The sequence below is a fragment of the Pseudomonas gingeri genome (assembly GCF_013386115.1).
Taxonomy (GTDB): Bacteria; Pseudomonadota; Gammaproteobacteria; order Pseudomonadales; family Pseudomonadaceae; genus Aquipseudomonas; species Aquipseudomonas gingeri.
Genome location: NZ_JACAOR010000005.1, coordinates 603,272 through 628,278 on the forward strand (window position 1 = coordinate 603,272; position 25,007 = coordinate 628,278).

The 25,007-nt window shown below is 63.1% G+C and carries 19 protein-coding genes; 7 read left to right on the forward strand and 12 right to left on the reverse strand.

What is annotated here, in order from left to right; genetic code table 11:
• Positions 1-34 precede the first annotated feature (34 nt).
• From HX881_RS10670 to HX881_RS10680, 3 genes are all read right to left on the reverse strand, one after another.
• Positions 35-877: an alpha/beta fold hydrolase gene (locus tag HX881_RS10670; RefSeq protein WP_177084343.1), complete on the reverse strand. Its 843-nt coding sequence runs from the start codon at positions 875-877 to the stop codon at positions 35-37.
• 224 nt (positions 878-1,101) lie between these two features.
• Positions 1,102-2,721: an FMN-binding glutamate synthase family protein gene (locus tag HX881_RS10675; RefSeq protein ID WP_103033026.1), complete on the reverse strand. Its 1,620-nt coding sequence runs from the start codon at positions 2,719-2,721 to the stop codon at positions 1,102-1,104.
• A 33-nt stretch (positions 2,722-2,754) separates the two neighbouring features.
• Positions 2,755-3,555 carry a helix-turn-helix transcriptional regulator gene (locus tag HX881_RS10680; RefSeq protein ID WP_017126359.1) on the reverse strand — a complete coding sequence of 267 codons (801 nt, stop codon included), beginning with the start codon at positions 3,553-3,555 and terminating at the stop codon, positions 2,755-2,757.
• Positions 3,556-3,706: 151 nt separating this feature from the next.
• Here HX881_RS10680 and HX881_RS10685 point away from each other — a divergent pair, with 151 nt between their 5' ends.
• Both HX881_RS10685 and HX881_RS10690 read left to right on the forward strand, forming a co-directional pair.
• The gene (locus HX881_RS10685; protein WP_177084345.1) at positions 3,707-4,528 is read left to right on the forward strand and encodes a carbon-nitrogen hydrolase family protein; all 822 of its coding nucleotides are present in this window, start codon (positions 3,707-3,709) and stop codon (positions 4,526-4,528) included.
• A gap of 459 nt (positions 4,529-4,987) precedes the next feature.
• Positions 4,988-6,313, forward strand: a complete 1,326-nt coding sequence (locus HX881_RS10690) for an APC family permease (RefSeq protein ID WP_177084347.1) — start codon at positions 4,988-4,990, stop codon at positions 6,311-6,313.
• A gap of 116 nt (positions 6,314-6,429) precedes the next feature.
• Here the strand turns inward: HX881_RS10690 and HX881_RS10695 are convergent, their stop codons facing one another.
• The 5 genes from HX881_RS10695 to HX881_RS10715 are packed head-to-tail and all read right to left on the reverse strand — an operon-like array spanning position 6,430 to position 14,778.
• Entirely contained in the window at positions 6,430-7,839 is a 1,410-nt protein-coding gene (locus tag HX881_RS10695; protein WP_103033027.1) for an ATP-binding protein, read from the reverse strand.
• Positions 7,836-9,650, reverse strand: a complete 1,815-nt coding sequence (locus HX881_RS10700; RefSeq protein ID WP_177084349.1) for a DAHL domain-containing protein — start codon at positions 9,648-9,650, stop codon at positions 7,836-7,838. Before HX881_RS10700 ends, HX881_RS10695 begins: the two co-directional genes overlap by 4 nt.
• The gene (locus HX881_RS10705; protein ID WP_177084351.1) at positions 9,647-10,603 is read right to left on the reverse strand and encodes a cytochrome-c peroxidase; all 957 of its coding nucleotides are present in this window, start codon (positions 10,601-10,603) and stop codon (positions 9,647-9,649) included. The genes HX881_RS10700 and HX881_RS10705 overlap by 4 nt, the downstream gene beginning before the upstream one ends.
• A gap of 36 nt (positions 10,604-10,639) precedes the next feature.
• Positions 10,640-12,514: a putative bifunctional diguanylate cyclase/phosphodiesterase gene (locus tag HX881_RS10710; RefSeq protein WP_177084353.1), complete on the reverse strand. Its 1,875-nt coding sequence runs from the start codon at positions 12,512-12,514 to the stop codon at positions 10,640-10,642.
• Positions 12,514-14,778: a putative bifunctional diguanylate cyclase/phosphodiesterase gene (locus HX881_RS10715; RefSeq protein WP_177084355.1), complete on the reverse strand. Its 2,265-nt coding sequence runs from the start codon at positions 14,776-14,778 to the stop codon at positions 12,514-12,516. Before HX881_RS10715 ends, HX881_RS10710 begins: the two co-directional genes overlap by 1 nt.
• A gap of 247 nt (positions 14,779-15,025) precedes the next feature.
• On the opposite strand from HX881_RS10715, the gene nosR reads away from it, so the two are divergent.
• The 3 genes from nosR (at position 15,026) to HX881_RS10730 (ending at position 17,609) form a co-directional block, all read left to right on the forward strand.
• On the forward strand, positions 15,026-16,378 hold the full coding sequence (nosR, locus tag HX881_RS10720; RefSeq protein ID WP_177084357.1) for a response regulator c-di-GMP phosphodiesterase, NosR family: 1,353 nt from the start codon (positions 15,026-15,028) through the stop codon (positions 16,376-16,378).
• A gap of 121 nt (positions 16,379-16,499) precedes the next feature.
• Positions 16,500-16,928, forward strand: coding sequence for an NUDIX hydrolase (locus HX881_RS10725; RefSeq protein WP_177084359.1), 429 nt, complete (start codon positions 16,500-16,502; stop codon positions 16,926-16,928).
• A gap of 42 nt (positions 16,929-16,970) precedes the next feature.
• Positions 16,971-17,609: a LysE family translocator gene (locus HX881_RS10730; RefSeq protein ID WP_017126349.1), complete on the forward strand. Its 639-nt coding sequence runs from the start codon at positions 16,971-16,973 to the stop codon at positions 17,607-17,609.
• A 15-nt stretch (positions 17,610-17,624) separates the two neighbouring features.
• Here the strand turns inward: HX881_RS10730 and metR are convergent, their stop codons facing one another.
• Positions 17,625-18,542: a transcriptional regulator MetR gene (metR, locus tag HX881_RS10735; RefSeq protein WP_042935381.1), complete on the reverse strand. Its 918-nt coding sequence runs from the start codon at positions 18,540-18,542 to the stop codon at positions 17,625-17,627.
• A gap of 280 nt (positions 18,543-18,822) precedes the next feature.
• Between metR and HX881_RS10740 the strand changes: the two genes are divergently transcribed.
• Together HX881_RS10740 and HX881_RS10745 are read left to right on the forward strand one after the other, a co-directional pair.
• Positions 18,823-19,815 (forward strand): alpha/beta fold hydrolase, encoded by a 993-nt coding sequence (locus tag HX881_RS10740; RefSeq protein ID WP_103033028.1) that lies wholly within the window; start codon positions 18,823-18,825, stop codon positions 19,813-19,815.
• A 52-nt stretch (positions 19,816-19,867) separates the two neighbouring features.
• Positions 19,868-20,524 carry a DsbA family oxidoreductase gene (locus tag HX881_RS10745; RefSeq protein WP_177084361.1) on the forward strand — a complete coding sequence of 219 codons (657 nt, stop codon included), beginning with the start codon at positions 19,868-19,870 and terminating at the stop codon, positions 20,522-20,524.
• Between the two features lie 168 nt (positions 20,525-20,692).
• On the opposite strand, the gene HX881_RS10750 is transcribed toward HX881_RS10745, so the two are convergent.
• The 3 genes from HX881_RS10750 to HX881_RS10760 are packed head-to-tail and all read right to left on the reverse strand — an operon-like array spanning position 20,693 to position 25,000.
• Positions 20,693-22,093: a sigma-54-dependent transcriptional regulator gene (locus HX881_RS10750; protein ID WP_177084363.1), complete on the reverse strand. Its 1,401-nt coding sequence runs from the start codon at positions 22,091-22,093 to the stop codon at positions 20,693-20,695.
• Positions 22,083-23,876, reverse strand: coding sequence for a sensor histidine kinase (locus HX881_RS10755; RefSeq protein WP_042935329.1), 1,794 nt, complete (start codon positions 23,874-23,876; stop codon positions 22,083-22,085). Before HX881_RS10755 ends, HX881_RS10750 begins: the two co-directional genes overlap by 11 nt.
• Complete coding sequence (locus tag HX881_RS10760) at positions 23,876-25,000, reverse strand: GNAT family N-acetyltransferase (protein ID WP_017126343.1); 1,125 nt, start codon at positions 24,998-25,000, stop codon at positions 23,876-23,878. The genes HX881_RS10755 and HX881_RS10760 overlap by 1 nt, the downstream gene beginning before the upstream one ends.
• Between the last annotated feature and the right edge of the window lie 7 nt (positions 25,001-25,007).

Sequence of the window (25,007 nt, forward strand, 5' to 3'; positions counted from 1 at the left end):
CCCGGGGGGGCGGTTCGCGGGCGGCTGCGGTGATCTACTTGTCGTCGAGGAAGTGCAGGAGGGCGGCATTGAACAATGCCGGATCCTGAAGGAACGCAAAGTGGCTGGCATTGGGCAGGATCAGCAGGCCCGCGCCGGGAATGGTCGCCGCCATGTACTCGGTATTCTCGCGCTTGATCGCCTCGTCGTGGTCACCGTCGACGATCAGTACCGGGGTCTTGATCTTCGCCAGGTCTGCGTCCGTCCAGTTCGGCTGGCTGGCCCACATATGGCCGATCTGTTCGACGAAGGCATCATATTCCCCGGGTGTCGGCGACAGCCTGGCGTATTCCTTGCCGGCCCGCTCGATGTAGGCGGCGAAGGTCGGGTTCTTCTCGACATTGTCTTTCACGCCCGCGGTCGTGCTGTTGGCGGCGAAGGCGAAGATCTTGCCGACACGCGTTGGATGACGCATGGCCAGGTCCAGGCCGAGGATCGCACCGTCACTCCAGCCGACGATGTCGGCCTTGGGGATTTTCAGGGTATCGAGGACCGCGACCACATCATCGGCCATCAGGTCGTAGCCGTAGGGTTGGGCATCGCGCGAGCTGCGCCCATGACCCCGGCTGTCAATGCTGATCACCGTGTGTTTCGCCGCCAGGGCCTTGACCTGGTTGCCCCAGTAATCGGAGTTGCCTAGGCCACCGTGCAACAGCACCACCGGGGAGCCGTGGCCGGTCCGTGTGTAGTAGAGCTTGATGCCGTTGACGGCGGCATAACCGGTTTTTGCACCGGCGACAGGAGTCGGGGTCGGCGGCAGGGTTTCCCAGCGTTCGGCGGCCTGGGCCAGGGTGAACGACATCAACAGACAGACAGCAACCAGCAAGCGATTTCGCATCGTGATCTCCAGCTTGTGAGAGGGCGGGACTGGCAGCGCCATGGCCGGGTAAAGGGCAGGCGCCGCCTGATCATAGAACCGATGTCACCGGCAAACCGAGGCCCGGGCTGCATTGTTTATAAAAAGTTTAACAGCCCGCCCGCAGCCGACAGGCCGGTCATCGAGCGCTCTGCCTGATAGGCCTGACCGGTGCCCGGACCTTGCACCGACCAGTCGTCACGGTCTCAGGCCGCGACGACTTCGTGGGGTTCGAAGCTGTCGGCCCGGGCCATCTGCCACATGCGCGAATAGAACTCGCCGTTGACTTCACCGGTGAGCAGTTCGCCCGGCTTGAGGAACACGTGCAGTTGCGAGAACAGCTTGATCTCGGTTGCCGACATCCGCCGGACCAGGTGCTTGGCTTCCAGCTGGGACGGGTGATCCAAGCCCGCCGCAGCAAGCATTTCCGCCAGGGCCTTCAGGGTGTTGCGATGGAAATTGAATACCCGCTGGGCCTTGTCCGGCACCACCAGGGCGCGTTGGCGCAAGGTGTCCTGGGTGGCGACGCCGGTCGGGCATTTGTTGGTGTGGCAGCTCTGCGACTGGATGCAGCCGATGGCGAACATGAAGCCGCGCGCCGAGTTGGCCCAGTCGGCGCCGATGGCGAGGACGCTGGCGATATCGAAGGCGCTGACGATCTTGCCGCTGGCGCCGAGCTTGATCTTGTCCCGCAGGTTCAGGCCGACCAGGGTGTTGTGCACGAACAGCAGGCCTTCGCGCATCGGTACGCCGATATGGTCGGTGAACTCCACCGGTGCCGCGCCGGTGCCGCCTTCCTTGCCGTCGACCACGATGAAGTCGGGGTAGATGCCGGTCTCCAGCATCGCCTTGGCGATGCCCATGAACTCCCATGGGTGGCCCAGGCAGAACTTGAAGCCCACCGGCTTGCCGCCGGACAGCTCACGCAACTGGGCGATGAACCGCATCAGTTCGAGCGGGGTCGAGAAGGCGCTGTGACGTGACGGCGAGATGCAGTCTTCGCCCATCATGATCCCGCGGGTCTCGGCGATCTCCCTGGTCACCTTGTGCTTGGGCAGGATGCCGCCGTGGCCGGGCTTGGCGCCCTGGCTCATCTTGATTTCGATCATCCGTACCTGCGGGTCCTGCGCCTGGGCGGCGAAGCGCTCCGGGTCGAAACGGCCGTCGGCGGTGCGACAGCCGAAATAGCCGCTGCCCAGTTCCCAGGTCAGGTCGCCGCCGTTTTCCCGGTGGTAGGGGCTGATGCTGCCTTCGCCGGTGTCATGGGCGAAGTTGCCGAGCTTGGCGCCCTGGTTCAGGGCCCGGATGGCGTTGGCACTGAGGGAGCCGAAGCTCATTGCCGAGATATTGAACACCGAGGCCGAGTACGGTTGCTTGCACTGCGGTCCGCCGACGATCACCCGAAAGGCGCTGGGATCGCTCAACGGCGCGGGGCGCATCGAGTGGCCGATGAATTCGAAGCCCGACTGGTACACGTCGATCAGGGTGCCGAAGGGCTTGTCGGCGCTTTCATTCTTGGCCCGCGAGTACACCAGCGAGCGCTGGGCACGGGAGAAGGGCAGGGCGTCGCTGTCGGATTCCAGCAGGTACTGGCGGATTTCCGGGCGGATGCCTTCGACCAGATAGCGGATATTGCCCAGGATCGGATAGTTGCGGCGTACCGCGTGGGGACTCTGCAGCAGGTCGAACAGGCCCAGCAGGCTGAGCAGGCCGGTGACCAGGGTGAACGGCCAGAGCCAGTCATGTTCCAGGAACGGCAGGCTGGCGAGGGTGAAGATCACACAGCCGGCAAAGAAGGCGTAGCGGCTCAGAAGGGACAGGCTCATACGGTTTCCTTGGGTTCGGACTCATCAGGTCGGTCAGGCATTCTGCGCCTGGAGGAAAATCGAGAACAACTCGGATTGGGATTTGATCCCCAGCTTGCTGTACATGTGTTTCTTGTGGACTTTCACGGTTTCGATGGAGATTTCCAGCTTGCGGGCGATTTCCTTGCTCGAACAGCCGCTGAGCATCAGGCGCCCGACATCCAGCTCGCGGGCGGTCAGTTGCGCGCCCTTGAGTTGTTGTACCGAGGCTTCCAGCTGGATGCGCCAGTCGCCCTGTTGCGGTGTGGCCGGTACGGCGGTCTCTTCGTGGACCTCATGGGGCAGGCGCTGGCGCAACAAGCCCAGCACCCAGGGTTGGATCAGTGAGAGGAGGGCGATCTGCTCCGCGCTGAAACGACTGGTGGAGCCCAGCGACAGGCACAGGGTGCGGTCGTCGTCGAGCTGGCAATTGAACTGGATTTCGTCGGCCACCACATTCAGACGAAAGTAGCGCTGGTAGTACTCGGTCAGTTCGAAGTGCTCCGGCGCCACTTCGGCCAGGCGATACAGGCCGGTGCGCGAATACTCGCGGCTGGCGATGTAGAACGGGTCCAGCAGGTACAGGCCCTTGAGGTAATCCTGGAACAACTGGTCGGGACTGCCGTCTTCTCCCGGGCATTCGGCGAACACTTCCGGGCGCCGCTGGCTGCTGAACAGCAGGACCACCCAGCTGTCGAACGTCACGTACTGGTTGAGCAGGCGCACCAGTTGCGTCCAGAAGTTCGGCCGGTCGAGGGCTTCGATCATTTGCCCCACCGAGCGGTGCCAGGCGATGTCATCGAGGACAAGTGTCATTCGTCTACCCCTATCGAGTTACCCCGGCCGCGTAATTCCCATGGCCCGGCGTGGGTGCGCATACTGAGGCCACACGCAATGGCCCGGCACTTATTGTGCCAGCTCGGCGCCGTCATTGAGCTCTGCCTGCGACAGAAAACAAGGAATACCCATGAAAGTCGAACTTGCCCAGCTTGCTGGCCGGGACAACGATACAGCTTACAACCTCGAACGGGCACTCGCCGCCATCGCTGCCTGCGCGGCCGATACCCAGTTGATCGTGTTTCCGGAAACCCACCTGATGGGCTTCCCGTCCGCCGAGACCGTGGCCGCGATCGCCGAGCCGCTGGACGGCCCGACCGTGCAGGCAGTGCAGCAGGCCGCCCGCGAGCGCAACGTGGCGGTGGTCATTGGCATGGCCGAGAACGACAACGGCCAGTTCTACAACACCACCCTGATGATCACCCCGCAGGGCATCGCCCTGCGCTATCGCAAGACCCACCTGTGGGCCTCGGATCGCGGTGTGTTCAATCCCGGCGATCGCTATGTGACCTGCGAGTGGAACGGCGTGCGCGTCGGCCTGTTGATCTGCTACGACATCGAATTCCCGGAAACCGCCCGCGCCCTGGCGCAGCTGGGTGCCGAACTGCTGATCGTCACCAACGGCAACATGGACCCCTACGGGCCGACCCACCGCACCGCGATCATGGCCCGGGCCCAGGAAAACCAGGCCTTCGCGCTGATGGTCAACCGGGTGGAGGAGGGCGATGGCGGCCTGCTGTTCGCCGGTGGCAGTGCCCTGGTGGATCCGTTCGGGACCCTGCTCATGGAAGCCGGTCGCGAGGAAGGGCGGTTCAGCGTGCAGCTGGACCTGGGCCAACTGGCCGCGGCCCGGCGTGACTACCGTTATCTGGACGACCAGCGCCTGCGCTTGCCGGGCGAGGTCATCGAACACGCCAATGGCGTGCGGGAGTTGCTGATTCCGCAGATCTGATCGAGGGAGGCCCGGACAGCGCTGTTGTGCTTCAGGGCCTCTTCGCGGGCAAGCCCGCTCCCACAGTGGCAGTGCAAGGCCAGGAGGGATGGGCTTGTCTGCAGGGCGTGATGCAAGGCCCGGAAGGATGAGCTTGTCTGCAGGGCGCGATGCAAGGCCTGAAGGGAAGGGCCTGTCTGCAGGGCGCGATGCAAGGCCAGGAGGGATGGGCTTGTCTGCAGGGCGTGATGCAAGGCCTGGAGGGATGGGCTTGTCTGCAGGGCGCGATGCAAGGGCTGGGGGAGCTGGACGGATCTGCAGGGACGATGCAAGGCCTGTGGGAGTGGGCTTGCCCACGAAGGCGCCGGCCCCGACACCACAGGATCTGAATGCTGCACTCATAAGAATTTCGTAGTACCGCTGCACCTTTGCCGAACTCGGCTCTGCCATAAATCCAATAACATTCGGAGTAGTCGCCTCATGGCTCGTTTGCAACGCACCCTTTCGCTGGGGTCGGTGGTGCTGTTCGGCATCGCCTATATGACGCCGATCATTGTCCTCGGTACTTTCGGCATTCTCGCTCAATCCACGGCAGGCATGGTGCCGGCCGCCTATCTCGCGGCGCTGGTGGCGATGTTCTTCACCGCCATGAGCTACGGTCGCATGGCCGCGGCCTTCCCGGTGGCCGGCTCGGCCTACAGCTATGTGCGCAAGGCCATCAGCCCGAAACTCGGTTTTATCGCCGGCTGGGCGGTACTGCTCGACTATCTGTTCCTGCCGATGGCGATCTGGCTGATCGGCGCGGCCTACCTCAATTCGGCATTTCCCGCGGTACCGCAGGCGGTCTGGGTGCTGGCCTTCATCGTCATCACCAGCCTGATCAATATCGTCGGCCTGCGCCTGGCCAACGGCATCAACGCGTTGCTGATGCTGGTGCAGTTCCTGGTGCTGATGGCCTTTGTCGCCCTGGCCATCCACTATATCGGTGGTGACGCCAGCAAGCCGCTGTGGACCCTGGCGCCCTTCTTCAATGGCGACATGCAGATGCCGCTGGTGATGAGCGGCGCGGCGATTGCCTGCTATTCCTTCCTGGGCTTCGACGCGGTCAGCACCCTGACCGAGGAAACCCGCGACCCGCGCCGCACCATTCCACGGGCGATCATGCTGATCACCCTGATCGGTGGCCTGATCTTCGTCGGCGTGTCGTATTTCGTGCAGTTGGCCCATCCGGCGTTCGTGTTCGACAACGTCGACTCGGCGGCCTACGAGATCGCCCGCAATATCGGCGGTGACCTGTTCGTGACCATCTTCCTGATCGGCCTGATCGTCGGCCAGTTCGCCTCGGGTCTGTCGGCCCAGGCCAGCGGTTCGCGCCTGCTGTACGCCATGGGCCGCGACGGCGTGTTGCCGAAGGCGTTCTTCGGCAGCCTGAGCGAACGTTTCGGCACGCCGATCAACAGCATCCTGCTGTGCGCCGTGGTGGCCTTGCTGGCGCTGAAGCTGGACGTGACCACCTCGACCTCTTTCATCAACTTCGGTGCGTTCCTGGCCTTCAGCCTGGTCAACCTGTCGGTGATCTTCCACTACTGGATCGGTGGCGAGAAACGCGGCCCGCGCGAGCTGCTGCTGTTCCTGATCTGCCCGCTGATCGGCCTGCTGGCAGACCTGTGGCTGATGGTCAGCCTCGATCACCTGGCGATCTACCTGGGCGTCAGCTGGCTGGCAATCGGCCTGATCTACCTGGCGTTCCTGACCGGCGGCTTTCGCAAGCAGCCACCGGAGATGGATTTCCAAGAAGCCAACTGAGCCAGGGCCAGGCCCTTGATTGATCGTTTCCACGCTTTGCGCCCGCTTTTGTGACGCGGAGCGTCACGGGCTGCATTCCCACGCAGAGCGTGGGAACGATCAAAGGGTGGGCGCGATCATGTGCCGGTCTTGCTCTGGCGGATCGGCAGCTCGACCCTGAAGGTCGTGCCTGTTCCCAACTCGCTGCGTACCGAAATCTGCCCGGCGTGTTTCTGCACGATGCCATAGGACAGTGACAATCCCAGCCCGGTGCCCTGGCCGACCGGCTTGGTGGTGAAGAACGGATCGAAGATCTTCTGCACGGTTTCCGGCGCCATGCCGGAACCGGTATCGGCCACCTCCAGCCAGACGCGGTCCCCCGCGACCCCGCCGAGCAGGCTGATGGTGCCGCGTTCCGGGCCTATCGCCTGGGCGGCATTGACCACCAGGTTCATGATGACCTGGTTGATCTGCGAGGGCAGGCATTCGATTTCCGGCAGTCCGGCGTAGTCCTTGATCACATCGGCCTTGTACTTGAGCTCGTTGGCGACGATGTTCAGGGTGGATTCGATCCCCTGCTGGAGATTGCTCCATTGCCATTCCTGGGTCGAGTCGACCCGGGAGAAGTTCTTCAGGTCCTTGACGATCTGCCCGACCCGCCCGATGCCCTCCTTGGACTCCTTGATCAGCAACGGGATATCTTCCTTGAGAAAATCCAGTTCGACCCTTTCGCGCAAGGCCTGCAGGCGCGCGAGCAATTCGCTCGAAGCGATGCCTTCCTCGGCGCCGCGGTAGGCGTCGAGCATTTCTTGCAGTTGGTTGAAATAGCCATCGAGGGTGCCGAGGTTGGAGCCGATGAAACCGATGGGGTTGTTGATTTCATGGGCGACCCCGGCGGCCAGCTGGCCGAGGGAGGCGAGTTTCTCCGACTGCACCAGCTGGCTTTCGAGCTGCTTGCGCTCGTCGATCTCGTGCTGCAGGGCCTGGCTCGCCTGCCTGAGGGCCAGGGTGCGCTGTTCCACCAGGTCTTCGAGGGTGTGCATCTGCAGGTTGGCGCGCTGGGTCATTTCCCATTTGTTGGTCAGGGTATTGGCCAACTGCTGGACCTCGATATTGTCGAAGGGCTTTTTCAGGATCAACAGCCGGTCATGGCCGTGCAGGCGCTCCAGCAACTCTTCCCAGGAATAGTCGGTATAGGCGGTACAGACCACCACCTGCAGGTTCGGGTCGACTTTCCACAGGTGCTCGATGGTTTCGGCACCGTCCCAACCCTGGGGCATGCGCATATCGACGAATGCCAGCGCATAAGGCCGTTCATGGGCCAGGGCGTACTCGACCTTGGCCAGGCCTTCCTGGCCACCATAGGCGGAGTCGAGTTCAAACGGCTGGCGACTGTCGGCCTTGACCTCGTGGCCGAACAGCGCCGCTTCCATCAGGTCGAGGTCCGGGCTTTCGTCCGCGGCCGGCATCAGTATCTTGCGAAAGTCATCGTGGATCGACGGTGTGTCGTCCACCAGCAGGATGCGACGGTTCGAGTGCGTTGTCATGAGACCCCCACGGCGGTTTTCAATGGCAATTCGAGGGTGAAGACAGCGCCTTTTCCAGGGCCGTCGCTATGGGCGGTGAGGTGTCCGTTCATCTCTATCGCGGCCAGGGCGCAACTGTGCAGGCCGAAGCCGTGGCCGTCCTTGCGGGTGGTGAAACCGTGGGCAAAGATGCGCGTCATGTTCTCCGGCAGGATGCCTTCGCCGTCGTCCTTGACGCTGATATGCAGGGTCGAGCCCTCGACCACCCGGACCTGCAGGGTCAGCTTGCGAGCCCGGTCGGACAGGCTGGACATCGCCTGCTTGGCATTGCTGATCAGGTTGATCAGGATCAGCAGCATGCGGTGCTTGTCGGCCATCACCTGGGGCACATCCTCGTAGTCGCGGACCACGGTGACATTGTGTCGGGTCAGGGCGCCGGAGTTCATGCGCAGGGCATCTTCGAGCAGCTCGCCGATGTGCAGCGGTTCTTCGAGGCTGGAGACCCCGGCATAGGATTGCTGGGTGGAGACGATGTCCTTGATGTGGTCGACGCTTTTGCTCAGCTGGACCAGCTCGTCGGCCATGCCTTGCTGTTCCGCGGCAATGGCCTCGACCAGCTGGTTGAGGTAGCCCGGCAGCAACTTGCCCTTTTCGTCACGGGTCAGGAACTCGCCGAGATCGTCGCGATGCTCGTTCATCAGCGCGACCGCCCGGCCCAGGCCCAGTGCCTTGCTGGTGCGCAGCTTGCGGGCCACCAGGTCGGCGGAGATGTTCACGCTGTTGAGCACGTTGCCGACGTTGTGCAGCACGTTGGTGGCGATCTCGGCCATGCCGGCGTGGCGGGCGGTGTCCATCAGTTCGCTCTGCGCCTCGCGCAGTTCGCGGGTGCGTTCCTCGACCCGTTGCTCCAGGTGCTCGTTGGCGGTCTGCAGGTCCCGGTTGATCTGGTTGATCTGCGCATAGCTGCGAACCAGGCGGCTGGCCAGGTACAGCAGCAGGACGACCATCAGGGCGGAGAAGATCAACAGGTACAGGTGATATTGCTGGTCGACGCGGTCGGCGCTCTGCTGGTCCTGGTTCAACTGGTCGGTGATCGCATCCAGGCTTTCGGACACCGGGACGGCGGCGATCTCGTCGAGCAGGGTGTTGACCAGAGGTTGCTCGCGCAGGATCAGTTGCACATGGTTGAGCAGGATCTCCATCGGCACCTTGAAGTCCGCCGGCAGGCGCTGCTGGTCGACCGTGACCTGGTTGATCCCCAGGAGAATGCTGTTGGCGCGATCTTCCGTGGTGCTCTGGGCAAACTCCAGGGTGCTGAGCAACAGGTCGTAGATGTCATTGGAAGTGGCCTGGAGCATCAGTTTGTCGTAGTCCTGGAGCCCGCTGAGCTGACGCTGGATGTCGTCTTCGGCGGTCGGCAGGAAGGCCAGCGAGTTGCGCAGCACGGCGTTGTGGGACTTGAACTGTTCGACCAGCCGGGTTTTCTCCGAGAGTGCCTGGCTCAGGGTCGCCCGACGTTCCTTCCAGGCGCCCGGATCATCTTTCGGCTGGTTCAGCGCTGTCGCTTCGAACGTATGCAGCAGGGTCTTCATGTCGACCTGGGGCTTGATCAGCGGATCGTAATTACGCGCGACGGCAATCCTGGCTTTGAGGATTTCCGTGTCCCAGCGCGCGTCCAGTTGCTTGACCTGGGCAATCAGGTCGCGGGCTCCGGCGTAGTCCTGGGATGTGTCGGGGCGTGACATGAGGTACAGAAACACCAGCACCGACGCCAGTACGAGGGTGAGCAGCGGCAAGAGCACGCGGTTCAACAAGCGACGGGTCAGTATCATAGCGGCTTGCCTCCCAGTTCTCCGGTCAGTGTCTTGAGAAACAGGATGATCAGGCGCTTGTCCTCGGCAGAGGGAATGCGCCCCAGTTGATAGGTGAACATCACGCTGACCGCCTCATCGAGGGTCTTCGCCGATCCATCATGAAAGTACGGTGCGGTGAGGGCGACGTTACGCAGGCTGGGAACCTTGAATACGTGACGGTCTTCCTCGTCCCCGGTGGTCAGGTAGCGTCCCAGGTCGGCCTCGGTCGGATTGCCGCGGGCCTGGAAGTAGTCGCCCATCACCCCGAACTTCTGGAACATGTTGCCGCCGATATTCACTCCCTGGTGGCAGGCGATGCAGCCGTAGTCCTTGAAGCGCTGGTAGCCGTATTTCTCGTCGAGGCTGAGAATTTCGGTGTTGCCCAGCAGGTACTGGTCGAACCGCGAATTGGGCGTCAGCAGGGTGCGTTCGTAGCTGCTCAGGGCGTTCTGCACGTTGACGGCGCTCACGCCATCGGGATAGGCGCCGCGAAAGGCCGCCTGGTACGCCGGGTCCTTGACCAGGACGTCGATGATGTTCGGCCAGCTGTTGCCCATCTCGATCGGGCTGCGCACCACTTCCTCGACCTGTGCTTCCAGGCTCTCGGCGCGTCCGTTCCAGAATTGCCGGAAGTTCAGCGCGGCATTGAGTACGGTCGGGGTATTCACGCCGACCGTCGCGCCATGAAAACCGATGGAAAACGGCTTGTCGTCGGCACCGCCCTTTTCCAGTTGATGGCAGGTGGCACAGGACACGCTGCCATTGATCGACAGGCGCTTCTCATTGAACAACTGGCGACCCAGTTCCACCCGGCGCGGGTCCTGTTGCGGGATATCCGGTAGGGGCTTGAGCGGTTCATCGAGGGGCGCGGCCAGGACGGGCAGGCACAGCGCTGTCCAGAGCAACAACACAAGCTTTCCAGGTGATGACATCGCGTGCTTCCTTGGCGGTAAGGGCTGTGGTGTCAATCAGTCGTGTCGCGGCGTTTCGAATCGCCGGTCCTTCAACAGGCGGGCAAACTCATCGGCCGCGACGGCCTTGCTGAAGTAATAGCCCTGGCCTTCCTCGCAATGATGGGCCTTGAGGAAGTTCAGTTGTTCAAGGGTTTCCACGCCCTCGGCGATAATGTTCAGGTTCAGGCTCCTGCCCAGGCTGATGATCGCGTCGACCAGTGCCGCATCGTTGCCTTCGCCCTTGAGATTGAGCACGAACGACTGGTCGATCTTCAACACGTCGATGGGGAAACGCTGCAGGTAGCTGAGGCTGGAGTAGCCGGTGCCGAAATCATCGATGGCCAGGCGGATGCCCAGGGCCTTGATGGCATGCAGCAGTTCGATCGTTGCCTCGACATTCTGCATCAGCACGCCTTCGGTGATTTCCAGTTCCAGCCGTTTCGGGTCCAGGCCGGTTTCCTCCAACACCTCTTGGATACCTTCGAGAAAACCTCGCTGTCGGAAGTCAATGGCCGAGATGTTGACGGAGATGATGATCGGGTCGAGTCCTTCCCGTTGCCAGCTTTGGGCCTGGGCACAGGCCTGGCGCAATACCCAGCGGCTCAGGGGCACGATCAGGCCACTGTCCTCGGCCACCGGAATAAAGTCCGCGGGATAGACCCAGCCGCGCTCCGGGTGTCGCCAGCGGATCAATGCTTCGGCGCCGACCACCCTACCGTGGCTCAGTTCCAGCTTGGGTTGGTAGTGCAGCACGAACTCATCGCGTTCCAGGGCCTGGCGGATACCGGACTCGATGGACTGCTGTTCGCGGGCCCGCAGGTTCATGTCCTCGATGAAAAAGGCGAAACCGCTGGGCCCGTGCTCCTTGGCGCTGCGCATGGCGGTTTCGGCCTTCTTGATCAGGCTCAGCGCATCCACGCCATCGCCAGGGAAGAGACTGATACCCAGGCTTGCGGTGACCCGCAGATCATGCCCGGCCACTTCCAGGGGCGTATTCACGGCGGCCAGGGCCTTTTCGGCGATACCCTTGGTCTGGTGGGGGTGGGCGATATCGGGCAGCAGCAGGACAAACTCGTCGGAGCCGTAGCGAAACACCGAATCCGACTGGCGCAACGCGCCGATCAGGCAGCGCGCCACATGCTTGAGCATTTCATCGCCGGCCGGATGACCGAGTGCGTTGTTGATGCGCTTGAAGCGATCGAGGCCGAGGAACATCACCGCCACCTGTTCGTCGTGGCGCCGGGCCAGGGCGATGGCCTGGCCCAGCCGGTCGCCGAGCAGGGTGCTGTTGGGCAGTTCGGTCAACACATCGAATTGCAGCAGGCGCGAGACCTGCAACAGTTCCTGGACCCGCTCCTCGATCGTGCGCTCCAGGTCGGACATGCGCATGGCCATGTCCTGGGCGAGTTGCCATTTCCAGGTCAGGGCACTGGCCATCTGGCGGATTTCCAGGCTGTCGAAGGGCTTTTTCAGGATCAGCAACTGGTCGCCGAACTCCAGGCGGTCGGCCATGGATTCCCAGGAGTAATCCGAATAGGCGGTGCACAGGGCGATCTGCAGGTCCGGGGCAACTTTCCACAGCCGCTCGATGGTTTCCAGGCCGTCCCAGCCCGGCGGCATGCGCATATCGATAAAGGCCATGGCGTAGGGGCGGCTGGCGGCCTGGGCGAGCTTGACCAGTTCCAGGGCTTCCTGCCCCTGGTAGGCCGAGTCCAGTTCGAACGTCTGGCGCTCGGGTCTGGAAACACCGAACAGCAGGGTTTCGGTGGAATCCAGGCTCAGTTCGTCGTCCTGCTCCGGACCGAGGATCTTGCGAAAGTCATCATGAATCGAGGTGGTGTCGTCGATGATCAGAATGCGCCGATTGGCGGCGCCGGCCAGGACGTTCATCACGGTACCTCGCGATCGTGCGGCGTTTCAGGGTTGATATTGCCCGCCTGCAACAACTGCGAGGCGTGCTGGCTGTCGACGGCCTTGCTGAAGTAATAGCCCTGGGCGTTCATCGGCGAACCGGTGGAAATCAGCGAGCTGCGCTGCTCGAGGGTTTCCACCCCTTCGGCGATGATGCCGATGCCCACTTCCCGGGCGAAGTTGATGATGGCGCGCAGGGTATTGGCGCTCTCCGGATCCTGGGTCGCGTGACGGATGAACGACTGCGCCAGTTTCAGGTGATTGACCCGGTAGGTCCTCAGGTAGTCGAACGACGAGTAGTCGGTGCCGAAATCGTCGATGGCGATCTTCACCCCGAGTTCGCGCAATTGCGGCAGCACGTCGTTCTGTGTCCATTTGGTCTGGGCCAGGGTCGCCTCGGTGACATCGAACTCCAGGTCCGCGGGCGAAATACCCCAGCGGGTGGTGGTTTCGACCACGTCGCGAACCAGTTCACCACCACTCTTGAGTTGGACTAGCGACAGGTTGATCGCGATCACCGGCGGAGCCATGCCTTCGTCGCGCCATTGGCGCATCTGCCGGCAGGCCCGGTCCAGCACCCAGTGGCCGAGGGCGACGATGGTGCCGGTCTTTTCCGCCGCCGGAATAAACACATCGGCACCGAGCAGGCCGCGTTCGGGGTGGTTCCAGCGCACCAGTGCCTCCATGCCGAGGATCTTGCCGCTGGCCAGGTCGACTTCGGGCAGGTAGTGCAGTTCCAGTTCATCGTGTTCGATGGCATGTTTCAGGTCATTGGCAATGGCGACTCGCTCGGTGACCTCCTGATTGATCTCCTCGGAATGGAAGTGGTACTGGTTGCGACCCTGTTCCTTGGAGCGGTACAGCGCCATGTCGGCCTGGACCAGCAGGGTATCGGCGCTTTCGCTGTCCGGGGCGTAGGTGCTGATGCCGATGCTGACGGAAATCCGCACGTCGTTGCCGTCGAGTTGGTAGGGCTCGACCAGGGCATTGCGGATTCTCGCTGCCAAGGCACCGGAATGGGCCGGGTCGCTCATCTCGGTCTGCAGCACCGCGAACTCATCGCCGCCCAGGCGTGCCACCACATCGCTGTCGCGGGTACAGGCCTTGATGCGGCGGGACACTTCCTGGAGCAGCAAGTCGCCGACAGGATGGCCGAGTGTGTCGTTGATGCGCTTGAAATGGTCCAGGTCGAGATAGAACACCGCGAATGGCGAGGCCCCGCGCTGGGCGGCGGCGAAGCTCTGGTGCAGGCGTTCGATCATGGTCGAGCGGTTGGCCAGCCCGGTGAGCCCGTCGGTGCGGGCGAGCAGGGCGATCTTTTCCTCGGCCACCTTGCGCTCGGTGATATCGATGATGATGCCTTCTACCTCGAGCAGGCGGCCTTCGCCATCGCGCACCGGCACATAGCGGTTCTCGACCCAGCGCCAGTGACCGTCGCCCGTGCGCAGGCGGTATTCGATGGAGGCGCCCTGGGCGTCCTTGTCCAGCACCCGGGCCATGGCCGTGTCGACCTTGGTCTGGTCCTCGGCATGAATCAGCACCTGGCGCCAATCCTCCGAGCCCACCAGGTCCTTGGCCACATGCCCGAACTTGGTGATGTTGTGGGAGATGTACATCAGTGGAAACGATGGCTCGCCCCGCAGGCGGTAGAGGATGGTCGGGCTGTTCTGGACGATGATGTTGGCATCGGACAGTTCGCGGGTACGCTCCTCGACGGCCTGTTCGAGCTGGTCCATTTTCAGGGCCGCGTCCTCGGTCATCTGCCATTTGGCGGTCAGGGCGCTGGCGAGCTGGCGGATCTCGATCGCATCGAACGGTTTTTTCAGGATCAACAGGCGATCGCCCATGTCGACACGCTCGTTCATGTCCTCCAGCGAGTAATCGGAGTAGGCGGTGCACAGGGCGATCTGCAGCTTGGGATCGACCTGCCAGAGTCGCTCGATGGTTTCCAGGCCGTCCCAGCCGGGCGGCATGCGCATGTCGATAAAGGCCATGGCATAGGGACGTCCCTCAGCCAGCGCCTGCTCGACCCGGGCCAGGCCGTCCTGGCCCTGGAACGCCGAGTCCAGCTCGAACGCGTATTGCGCACGGGTGACGGGAGTACCGAACAAGGCTTCCTCGGCCGATTGCAGATCGTCTTCGACGACGTGTGGGCAGAGGATCTTGCGGAAATCTTCGTGGATCGACGCCGTATCGTCGATGACCAGGATGCGCCGGTTGCTGCGGTCCGCCGTGCTGTTCATCGCAGGGCTCGGATCATATGATTGTCGAAATGTACCGAATGCATGCAGAAATCCTTTCCCGGTGGGCACACAGCGACTGCGCGCTCGACTGCCTGGAGCATAGATCGGCTTGCACACACATGTCGAAATAGTTGCGTTGATCGGTGGTCGAGGCGGCCATAAAAATCTACCCTAAGGGCGAAGACAGGGATCGTCGGCCATTTAGAGATCCCGCACGCGAAAGTCCTATGCTGACATGAGGTGCTCCATGGATGAATCCACCGCCGGTTCCGTGACCAGACCCCGTGTTCTGCTGGTCGATGACGAAGAATCGATTCTCAATAGCCTGCGACGCCTGTTGCGCAGCCAGCCCTACGAGCTGTTCCTCGCCAATAGTGGAGCCAGTGCCCTGGAAATCATGGCCGGGCAGCCCATCGACCTGGTCATCAGCGATGCGCGCATGCCGAACATGGATGGCGCCACCCTGCTGGCGAGCATCCATGAGCTGTATCCCGCCACGCTGCGGATCCTGCTGACCGGTTATGCCGATATGGACATGATCATCAAGGCGATCAACGAGGGGCAGATCTATCGCTATATCAGCAAACCCTGGAACGACGAGGAACTGATGTTGACGGTGCGCCAGGCCCTGGCGTTCCAGCATTCGGAAAGCGAGCGCCAGCGCCTGCAGGCGCTGGCCCGGGAACAGAACCAGCAGTTGCAGACGCTCAACGCGACCCTGGAAAAACGCGTGCTGGCACGCACCAGCGAAGTCCAGCAGACCGCCGACATGCTCGACCTGGCCTATGAGGAACTCAAGCGCAGCTATGCGGTGACCGCCGAGGTGTTTTCGCGGATGGTCGAGTGGCGCCTGCCCCAGGACAAGCAGACCAACCGGGCGATCATCGATCTGGTGAAGGCCTGGTGCAAGGCCCATGAGCTGGACGAGGCCGATACCCGCAACCTGGCCATGGCGGCGGCGTTGCACAACATCGGCAAGATGAGCTGGACCGACGGCATGATGGGCGCGCCGGCGGACCTGCTGCACCATACCGATCGTGAGCGTTATCGTGGTTATCCAAAGCAGAGCGAATCATTGCTGATGACCCTGGAGCCGATGCAGGACGCGGCCCGCTTGATTCTTCATCATCAGGAGCGCTGGGATGGCAGCGGTTTCCCCGATCACCTCAAGGGCGACGCCATTCCCCTCGGCGCACGGGTGCTGAAACTGGCCGTCGATTTTGTCGAGTTGCAGCGTGGGTTGATTCTCGAGCGGCATCTGAACAGCGACGAGGCCCTGGTGTTCATCCGCAAGTATGCGGGGCGCCTGTACGACCCGGAACTGGTCGAGGCGTTCGTCAAGGTCTGTGCCGACCACCTGAGCGATGTCACCGCTGGCGATCCGAGCGTCAAGGTACTGGGCACCCGCGAGCTGGTGGCGGGCATGATCCTGGCGCGCAACCTGAATGCCGACAACGGCATGCTGCTGCTCAATGCCGGCAAGGTGCTGAGTGGCCTGCTGGTGGAGAAGTTGATCAGCTTCGAGGCCATGGAGAAAGCCAAGTACAGCGTCTTCGTCAAGGTGCCCGAAGAGGTGGCGCTACTGGAGCAGGCGACCTGAATCCGATCCGATAACCTGTACGCGCCGGGGGCGTATTCGCCTTGACCGACAGGTTCAGGGCTTGCCTGCCGGCCGCCCGGGATGTGATCCTGCCGGCTTTTTTCAGGACCGTGCCGAGACCATGACCGCCTTTTCCGCTTCCCGGACCATCCGTATCGCCGCCGCCCTGCTGATCGGCCCCGATGGCCGGACCCTGCTGGTACGCAAGCGTGGCACCCAGGCTTTCATGCAGCCCGGAGGCAAGATCGAAGCCCATGAACAGCCGGCCACGGCCCTGGTCCGCGAGCTTGAGGAAGAGCTGGGGCTGCGCGTCGATCCCGCTGCCGCCCGCTACCTCGGGCAGTTCTGCGCGCCGGCCGCCAACGAACCCGGTTTCGATGTGAGCGCCGAGCTGTTCCTGCTCGATATCGGTGAAGCGGTCGAGCCTGCGGCCGAGATCGAAGAGGTGGTGTGGATCGATCCGGCCACCGACGGCAATCTGTGCCTGGCGCCATTGACACGGGACCTGATCCTGCCGTTCTATCGTGCCTCGCTGCAGGCCCCTGCCTGATCCCAGTGGAACCTGACTTGTTTTGTCGACCAAGGACTGTCCATGATTCCCGCCCAAGAGTTGCTGCTGTTCGCTGCCGCCAGTCTGTTGATGGTCCTGACTCCGGGACCGAACATGATCTACCTGATCTCCCGCTCGATCTGCCAGGGACCCAAGGCCGGGGTGGTGTCGCTGCTCGGGGTGGTGGGCGGTTTCTTCGTTCACCTGTTTGCCGCGGCGGCGGGGCTGACGGCGGTGTTCATGGCCGTGCCGGTGGCCTATGAAGTGCTCAAGTGGGCCGGTGCGCTGTACCTGCTGTGGCTGGCCTGGCAGGCCCTCAAGCCGGGTGCCCGCTCGCCGTTCGAGCCCCGCCAGTTGCCACCGGACTCTTCGGCGCGGCTGATCGCCATGGGCTTTCTCACCAGTGCCCTGAACCCGAAGATCGCGGTGTTCTACCTCTCGGTGTTTCCGCAGTTCATTACCCCGGAGCACGGTTCGGTATTTGCCCAGAGCCTGATGCTCGGTGTCACCCAGATCAGCGTGAGTTTCACCGTCAATCTGCTGATCGCCCTGTTTGCCGGCGGCCTCGCCACCTGGTTCATGCACAACCCGCTGTGGCTGGCGGTGCAACGTTACTTCATGGGCTTCGTCCTGGCCGGGCTGGCCGTGCGCCTGATGCTCGAGCAACGCCGTACCGCTTGAACAGGGTGTGGCGCGTCAGCGCACCGCGCTGACGCCGTCCAGGGTCGAGAACGAGGTGTCCTTGGCCGTCAGCAGGAAGTCGCGCATATAGGGGGCATCGAGCATGTCCGCGCGGATGGCCGCGTACAGCGTGGCGAACAGGCCTTTCTCACCCAGGCGCTTGGCCTTCACATAACCCCGTGAGCTGTACTCATGCAGTGCCCAGTGGGGCATGCCGCAGACACCGCGGCCGCTGGCCACCAGCTGCATCATCATCACTGTCAGTTCCGAGGTGCGCACCTGCGCCGGCTCGATATCGGCCGGTTCCAGGAAGCGTGTGAAGATATCCAGCCGATCGCGCTCCACCGGGTAGGTGATCAGGGTTTCCTTGAGCAGGTCCTCGGGCACGATATACGCCTTGTTCGCCAGGGCGTGCTGGTTGGCGACCGCGAGCATCGCCTCGTAGGTGAACAGCGGGACATAGGTGATGCCCGCCAGTTCCAGCGGATCGGAGGTCACCACCAGATCCAGGTCGCCGCGTGCCAGGGCCGGCAGCGGGGCGAAGGAAAACCCGGAGGCCAGGTCCAGTTCGACTTCCGGCCAGGCATCGCGGAACTGGTCGATGGTCGGCATCAGCCACTGGAAACAACTGTGGCATTCGATCGCCATGTGCAGCCGCCCCGCGGTGCCACCGGCCAGTCGCGCGATATCCCGTTCCGCCCCACGCAGCAGCGGCAGGGTGGCATCCGCCAGTTGCAGCAGGCGCAGGCCGGCGCTGGTGAAGCGTACCGGCTTGGTCTTGCGCACGAACAATGGCATGCCCAGGCGTTCCTCCAGTTCCTTGAACTGGTGGGACAGGGCCGACTGCGTCAGGTGCAGGCGTTCGGCGGCCTCCACCAGGCTGTCGGCTTCACGCAGGGCGTGCAGGGTTTTCAAGTGACGGATTTCCAGCACCAGGGGCTCCATGAGCAAAGTTTGTAATGAGCGCGCAGGGGGTGAGTTTGTCTCATGCTGGGGCGGCTGTCGACGGGTAGCGATCGGCCTGCCGGGGACGGTGGTGCCTTATCGCTCAAGCCGACTTCCACTGGGGTGGGCGACACAAGGCGCGGGTCGCTAGGCAAAAAAAGCGCCACTGGGCAATCTTCATCAAACTGTCATTGAACTGTGGCAGCGCGCTTGAACAAATTTCATCAGACTCGCGCTCCACTGGGGTTCTGCGTTTTGGTGTTTTTTCATGCGTGTAGTTATTTTCCTGGCCGCACTGTTGTTCGGCCTGCCGTCCTTTGCGGCTTCTCGATGCGATGTCAATGTTCCAACCGAGCATGTCGACCTGGATCAGGTCAGCCTGGCCTACCAGAGCATTGGTCGTGCCTCGGATCCGGCCTTGTTGCTGATCATGGGCCTGGGCGGGCAGTTGATCCACTGGCCGGACGAAGTGGTGGTCGCCCTGTGCCAGCAGGGTTTCCGGGTGATCCGCTATGACAACCGCGATGTCGGCCTGTCGAGCTGGCGACAGGCGCCGGCGAGCGCCAACCTGACGTTCGAGGTCCTGCGCTACAAGCTCGGTCTGCCGGTGGCGGCGCCGTACAGCCTGACCGATATGGCCGGTGATGCGCTGGGCTTGATGGATGCCTTGCAGATCGAGCAGTTCCACGTGCTCGGCGCGAGCATGGGCGGAATGATCGCCCAGCATGTGGCGGCGATGGCGCCGCAACGGGTCGAGAGCCTGACGCTGGTGATGACCAGTTCCGGTGCCGAAGGCCTGCCGGCGCCGAATGCGGCCCTGGTGCAGTTGCTGTCGCGGCGCAGTGCGCCGAATCGCGAGGTGGCGATCGAGCAGCAGGCCGATCTGCTGGCGGCGCTGGGCAGTCCCGAGGTCCGCGATGACCGGCACAAGCTGTTGCAGCAGGCGGCGACCTCCTATGACCGGGCGTTCAATCCGGAAGGGGTGAAGCGCCAGATCATGGCAATTCTCGCCGAACCGAGCCGGGTGCCGCTGCTGAATCAGCTGCGGGTGCCGACCCTGGTGGTGCATGGCACGGCCGATCCGTTGTTGCCGGTGATGCACGGCGTGCACCTGGCGGCCCATATCCAGGGCAGCCAGCTGGTGCTGATCCCGGGGCTGGCCCATCGTTTCCAGGAGGCATTCAAGGCGCCGTTGCTGGCGGCGGTGCTGCCGTACCTGCGGGCGCACCAGCAGGATGTCAGCCACTGGGCGCAACTCTGAGGCGGGTGTATCGTGCAGGCTTTACGGCGAATCAACGCCTGTGAGGTTGATCATGAGTACCCCGTTGAAAATCGATTTTGTCAGTGATGTGTCCTGCCCCTGGTGCGTGATCGGCCTGCGCGGCCTGACTGCGGCGCTGGATCGCCTGGGCGCCGAGGTCCAGGCCGAGATTCACTTCCAGCCGTTCGAGCTGAACCCGAAGATGGGCGCCGAAGGGCAGAACATCACCGAGCACATCACCCAGAAATACGGCTCGACGCCGGAGCAGTCGCAGAAAAACCGCGAGATGATCCGTGAGCGCGGGGCCGAGGTGGGCTTCAGTTTCAGGACCAGCGGCGACAGCCGTATCTACAACACCTTCGATGCCCATCGGCTATTGCATTGGGCCGGCCTGGAAGGGCGCCAGTACAACCTCAAGGAAGCCTTGTTCAAGGCGTACTTCACCGACCAGGGCAACCCGTCCGATCACGCCCAGTTGAGCCTGATCGCCGAGAGCGTCGGCCTGGATCGCCAGCGCGCCGAAGCGATTCTCGCCTCCGACGAGTACGCCGCCGAGGTCCGTGAACAGGAGCAATTGTGGGTGTCGCGCGGGGTGAGCTCCGTGCCGACCATCGTCTTCAACGATCAGTATGCGGTGAGTGGCGGACAGCCGGTGGAGACCTTTGTCGGTGCGATCCGGCAGATCATCGCCGAATCCACAAAGGCCTGACCTTGATGGGGGAGTGGGCTCTGTAGGAGGGGGGCTTGCCCCCGAAGCTTTTGGTGCCCTTGAGGGCCTCTTCGCGGGCAAGCCCGCTCTCACACAAGCCCCCCCTCGCAGAGCTCCTTCCCGCAGAGTTCCTCCCACAGGCGTCTCTACCGTCGCTGCCCAGGATGTTCAGCGAATGATCTTGTCCACCTGGATCGCCAGCTTCTTCAGGCGATACCAGAAGCTGCGCTCGGAAATCCCGATCATCTGCGCCGCCGCGGCCTGGACCCCATTGGTTTCATGCAGCGCGGCGAGGATGTAGGCCTTCTCCACTTCCGCCAACGCCGCATCCAGGTCCTTCGGCACCGCGGCGCCGACGTTCAAGGCCGCCGCCGTGTTGCCCGGTTCCGCTGACGGTGGGGCAAACAGGTAGGCCGGCAGGTCGCTTTCCTCGATCACCGGGCTGGCGGCGACAATGGTCGCCCGCTCCACGCAGTTCTGCAGCTCGCGGATATTGCCCGGCCAGCTGTAGTTGGCCATGGCTTGCATGGCCTGCGGGCTGAAACCGCTGATGCGCTTGCCGGCGCTGGCCCCCAGCGAGTGGGCGAAATGCCGGGCCAGCGGGGCGATGTCCTCGACCCGCTCGCGCAGGGAGGGCAGGGGAATCGGGAAAACGTTCAGGCGGTAGTACAAGTCTTCGCGAAACTCCTTGTTCGCCACCGCTTCGAGCAGGTTCTTGTTGGTCGCGGCAATCACCCGCACGTCGACCTTGCGTTCGCGCGGGTCCCCCACCGGTTCGATCACCCGCTCCTGCAGGGCCCGCAGGATCTTCGCCTGCAGGGCCAGCGGCATATCGCCGACTTCATCGAGAAACAGCGTGCCCTTGTCCGCCTGCATGAAGCGCCCGACACGGTCGGAGACGGCGCCGGTGAAGGCGCCCTTGCGGTGGCCGAACATCTCGCTTTCCAGCAGGCCTTCGGGAATGGCCGCGCAGTTCACCGCGACAAACGGCTTGTCGGCGCGGTTGCCGTGCTTGTGGATCGCCCGGGCGACCATTTCCTTGCCGGTCCCGCTCTCACCGGTCAGCAGGATGGTGGCGTTGCTGTCACGGACCGAGTCCACTGCCTGCAGGACCCGGCGAAAGGCCGGGCTGTCGCCCACCAGGCTGTCGATCTGCTGGTGTTCGTCGAGTTCGGCGCGCATCCGTGCGTTATCCCGCAGGATGTCGCGAAACTGCAGGGCCTTGCTGACGGTGATATCCAGTTCGTCGATATCGAAGGGCTTGGCGATATAGTCGAAAGCACCGTTGCGCATCGACTGCACGGCATTTTTCACGGTGCTGTAGGCGGTCATCACGATGACCGGCAACTGCGGGAAGCGCAGCTTGATCTCGGCCAGCAACTGCGGGCCGTCCATGCCGGGCATGCGCCAGTCGCTGATGACCAGGTCGATGTCTTCCTGATCCAGCACCACCAGGGCCTGGATGCCGTTGCCGGCGGTGAATACCTGGATCTCGTTCTGGCTCAGGGCCGAACTGAGCAGGTCGCAGAGCTTGGGTTCGTCATCGACCACCAGGACCTTATGCGTCATCGTCGTGTTCCTCGTCATCCTCGACATCCAGGTCTTCGCCATGGGCCGGAATGTACAGCTTGAAGCTGGCGCCTGCATCTTTCTCGCTGATGCATTCGATCCGTCCGTCATGGTTTTCCATGATCGAGAAGACTTTCGCCAGGCCCAGGCCGGTGCCCGAGGCCTTGGTAGTGACAAACGGCGTGAAGATCCGTTCGATCATGTCCGGTTCGATACCCTGGCCGGTGTCGGAGACGCTGATGATGGTGTTTTCCTGGTCCTTGGCAATGCCCAGGGTCAGGCGGCCACCCTTGGGCATGGCGTCGATGGCATTGAGGATCAGGTTCAGGCAGGCCTGCTTCAGTTGCCGGGCATCGGCGTACAGGGTCGCGCCGGGTGCCTGGTCGTCGATCCGCGCATCGATGTTGTGGGTGGCCAGTTCCGGTGCGCAGAAGCCGAGGATCTCCTCGGCCAACTCCCGCGCCGGCTGGATCGAGCGAATCGGCGCGCTCGGCTTGGCGAAGTCGAGGAACTCGGTGATCAGGTCGTTGATCCGCGACACTTCGCTGATCACGTATTCCAGGTGGCGCTTGTCGGTATCCGGCAGGTTGGCCCGGCGGTGCAGCAACTGGGTGGCGGTCTTGATGATGCCCAGCGGGTTGCGGATCTCGTGGGCCAGGCCCATGGCGACCTCGCCCAGCGCGTGCAGGCGATCGCGGCGGCGCAACTGGGCCTCGAGGTGATGCAGCTCGCCCAGGCGCTCGGTCATGTGGTTGAAGGTGTGGCTCAGTTCGGCCAGCTCGTCGCTGCCGGTCACCGGGATACGCTTGCTGTAGTTGCCGGAGATCACCGCCCGCACGCCTTCGGACAGGCCGCGCAGGGGCTGGGTCAGGCGCTGCGAGACCAGCCAGCCGACGCTCAGGGACAAGGCCGAGCCCATCAGGAAGATCAGGATGAACAGGTTGCTCTGGTTGACCAGCCCGACCAGGCTGCTGTGGCGCAGCAGGCCACTGAAGATCACCCCCTGCAGGTCGCCGGTATCGTTGAAGATCGGCCAGTACAGGCCGCTGTAGCGGCTGGTGAACAGTTCGCTGGGCAGGCGGGTGTCACGCAGGGTCTTTTCGATTTTCGCCGGGATCTGCAGCGGGTGATCCTCGAAGCGCTGGGTCGAGAAGATCTCGGAAAAGCCCTTGGAGTTCGCCAGGTACAGGCGCAGGTCGAGGGAGTGCACGTCGGCCACGCTGTTGAGGAAGCTGCTGTCCAGGTAGGTGGCGATCAGCAACTGGTAGTCGACGCCTTCCTGCGAGGTCTGGAAGGTCGAGACCACCACGCCGGTCGGCACCCCGGCGACCTTGATGGTCTGCAGGACCGCGTTGGGCGCCAGGCTGATCTGGCTGACGATATCGTCGGGCTCGGTGGTGAACACCACCTTGTGGTCCTGGGTGCGGATCAGCGCCACCAGGTCGATGCCCATGGCGTCGGCGATGTCGGCGGTGAGCTTGTCGTGCTTGGCGGCCTGGCGCGAGGTCGGCGGCCGGGTGTAGAGCAGGAACAACTGGGCGACCCGGGCGTTGTCGCGCTGGATCTCGCTGATCTCGTCCTTGACGATCTTGGTCGACTCCTGCAGCCAGATGCGCACGTTGCTGTCGAAGATCTGCGACAGGGTGGTCGCCGCCAGTTCGGCGGCGATCATGGTCGGCACCACGCTGACCAGCCAGAACGCCAGCAGCAGTTTGCGTTGCACACTCCAGCGCGAGATCGAGAAGGGGCGACGTTTACGGCGGCGTTCTGGAGTGGAAGTCATCAGGTTTCGCTTATCGCAGCAGCCATGGCAGGGTCGAATCGGTCCGGGCGGATAAACAGTTTGACCAGTCGTAGGACATTGTTGATCAGCCAGTTGCGATGGTGAAAGAACAGGTTGTTGCCCTGGAAGGTACAGCCCAGGCGAATCTTGCTGGCATAACCGGCCTGACCGCATTCGTACAGGGGAATCCCCTCGCGGATACAGTATTCGACATTGGCCAGCCAACTGCGGAAATACAGGTTGTGCTCGCGACTCTGGTTCGGGTCATGGCCGAAGAACTTGTCGATCAGCCGCTCCCCATCCAGCAGGATCAGGTTGAACGCCACCAGTTGCTCGTCGATCCAGTAAAGGACACAGGCCGCACGTTCGTCCAGGTGCTCCAGCACGCTGGTGAAGTAATCCGCCGGCAGGCGTTCGAACTGGGTTTCGCTGCGTTCCAGGGTCGCCTCGTACAGTCGCATGATCTGCGGCAGGACGTCATCGATATTGCGCCGCCATTCGATCCGCGGCCCCGGCGCCCGCAGCTTGCGCCGCAGGTCCTTGCGGGTGGACTTGCCCAGGGTGCCCAGGTACGCGTCGACCGAACCGAAGGGGATCGGCAACAGGGCGCTCGGCAGGCTGAGCACCTTCTGGAACCCGGCAGCCTTGCAGCTGGCGCTCCAGTCATCGTCGGCGCTGGGCGCGTCCTTGACCGCGGTCAGGCGGATCCGGAGGGTGGCGGCATCGTCGCGGGCCAGGATCAGCAGGCGCTCCAGCAGTTCCTGGCGCCGTTGCACCGGGACGTGGCTGGCAATGCCGGCACTGCATCGCTCCGCCACCGGCGAGCCGATGGCGTAGAGCGGGAATTCGAGCACGCCCGGCAGGATCCTGTTGATCCAGCCGGTAATGCGTTTACTGGTGCCTTGCACCGTGGTGTCGAGCTTGTAGCGGGTAATGAAGGCGGGGGCGACCGCCAGCAGCCGATCGTCTTCGAAGAGCGCCAGGTAGCGCCATTCGAAGTCGTCGATGCGGGCTTTCTCCACCGCCAGGTAGTACTCCCAATTCTCCAGCGCACCCGGGAAACAGTCGTTCCAGGCTGCGCGTTCAATCGCCTCGATGCTAGAGAAGGCTTGGGCGGTAATCACGGGTCTT

Bases quoted from the DNA above. Each gene is read 5' to 3' on its own strand.
- HX881_RS10670 (WP_177084343.1), bottom strand. From the start codon at position 877: ATGCGAAATCGCTTGCTGGTTGCTGTCTGTCTGTTGATGTCGTTCACC.
- HX881_RS10675 (WP_103033026.1), bottom strand. From the start codon at position 2,721: ATGAGCCTGTCCCTTCTGAGCCGCTACGCCTTCTTTGCCGGCTGTGTG.
- HX881_RS10680 (WP_017126359.1), bottom strand. From the start codon at position 3,555: ATGACACTTGTCCTCGATGACATCGCCTGGCACCGCTCGGTGGGGCAA.
- HX881_RS10685 (WP_177084345.1), top strand. From the start codon at position 3,707: ATGAAAGTCGAACTTGCCCAGCTTGCTGGCCGGGACAACGATACAGCT.
- HX881_RS10690 (WP_177084347.1), top strand. From the start codon at position 4,988: ATGGCTCGTTTGCAACGCACCCTTTCGCTGGGGTCGGTGGTGCTGTTC.
- HX881_RS10695 (WP_103033027.1), bottom strand. From the start codon at position 7,839: ATGACAACGCACTCGAACCGTCGCATCCTGCTGGTGGACGACACACCG.
- HX881_RS10700 (WP_177084349.1), bottom strand. From the start codon at position 9,650: ATGATACTGACCCGTCGCTTGTTGAACCGCGTGCTCTTGCCGCTGCTC.
- HX881_RS10705 (WP_177084351.1), bottom strand. From the start codon at position 10,603: ATGTCATCACCTGGAAAGCTTGTGTTGTTGCTCTGGACAGCGCTGTGC.
- HX881_RS10710 (WP_177084353.1), bottom strand. From the start codon at position 12,514: ATGAACGTCCTGGCCGGCGCCGCCAATCGGCGCATTCTGATCATCGAC.
- HX881_RS10715 (WP_177084355.1), bottom strand. From the start codon at position 14,778: ATGAACAGCACGGCGGACCGCAGCAACCGGCGCATCCTGGTCATCGAC.
- nosR (WP_177084357.1), top strand. From the start codon at position 15,026: ATGGATGAATCCACCGCCGGTTCCGTGACCAGACCCCGTGTTCTGCTG.
- HX881_RS10725 (WP_177084359.1), top strand. From the start codon at position 16,500: ATGACCGCCTTTTCCGCTTCCCGGACCATCCGTATCGCCGCCGCCCTG.
- HX881_RS10730 (WP_017126349.1), top strand. From the start codon at position 16,971: ATGATTCCCGCCCAAGAGTTGCTGCTGTTCGCTGCCGCCAGTCTGTTG.
- HX881_RS10740 (WP_103033028.1), top strand. From the start codon at position 18,823: ATGCGTGTAGTTATTTTCCTGGCCGCACTGTTGTTCGGCCTGCCGTCC.
- HX881_RS10745 (WP_177084361.1), top strand. From the start codon at position 19,868: ATGAGTACCCCGTTGAAAATCGATTTTGTCAGTGATGTGTCCTGCCCC.
- HX881_RS10750 (WP_177084363.1), bottom strand. From the start codon at position 22,093: ATGACGCATAAGGTCCTGGTGGTCGATGACGAACCCAAGCTCTGCGAC.
- HX881_RS10755 (WP_042935329.1), bottom strand. From the start codon at position 23,876: ATGACTTCCACTCCAGAACGCCGCCGTAAACGTCGCCCCTTCTCGATC.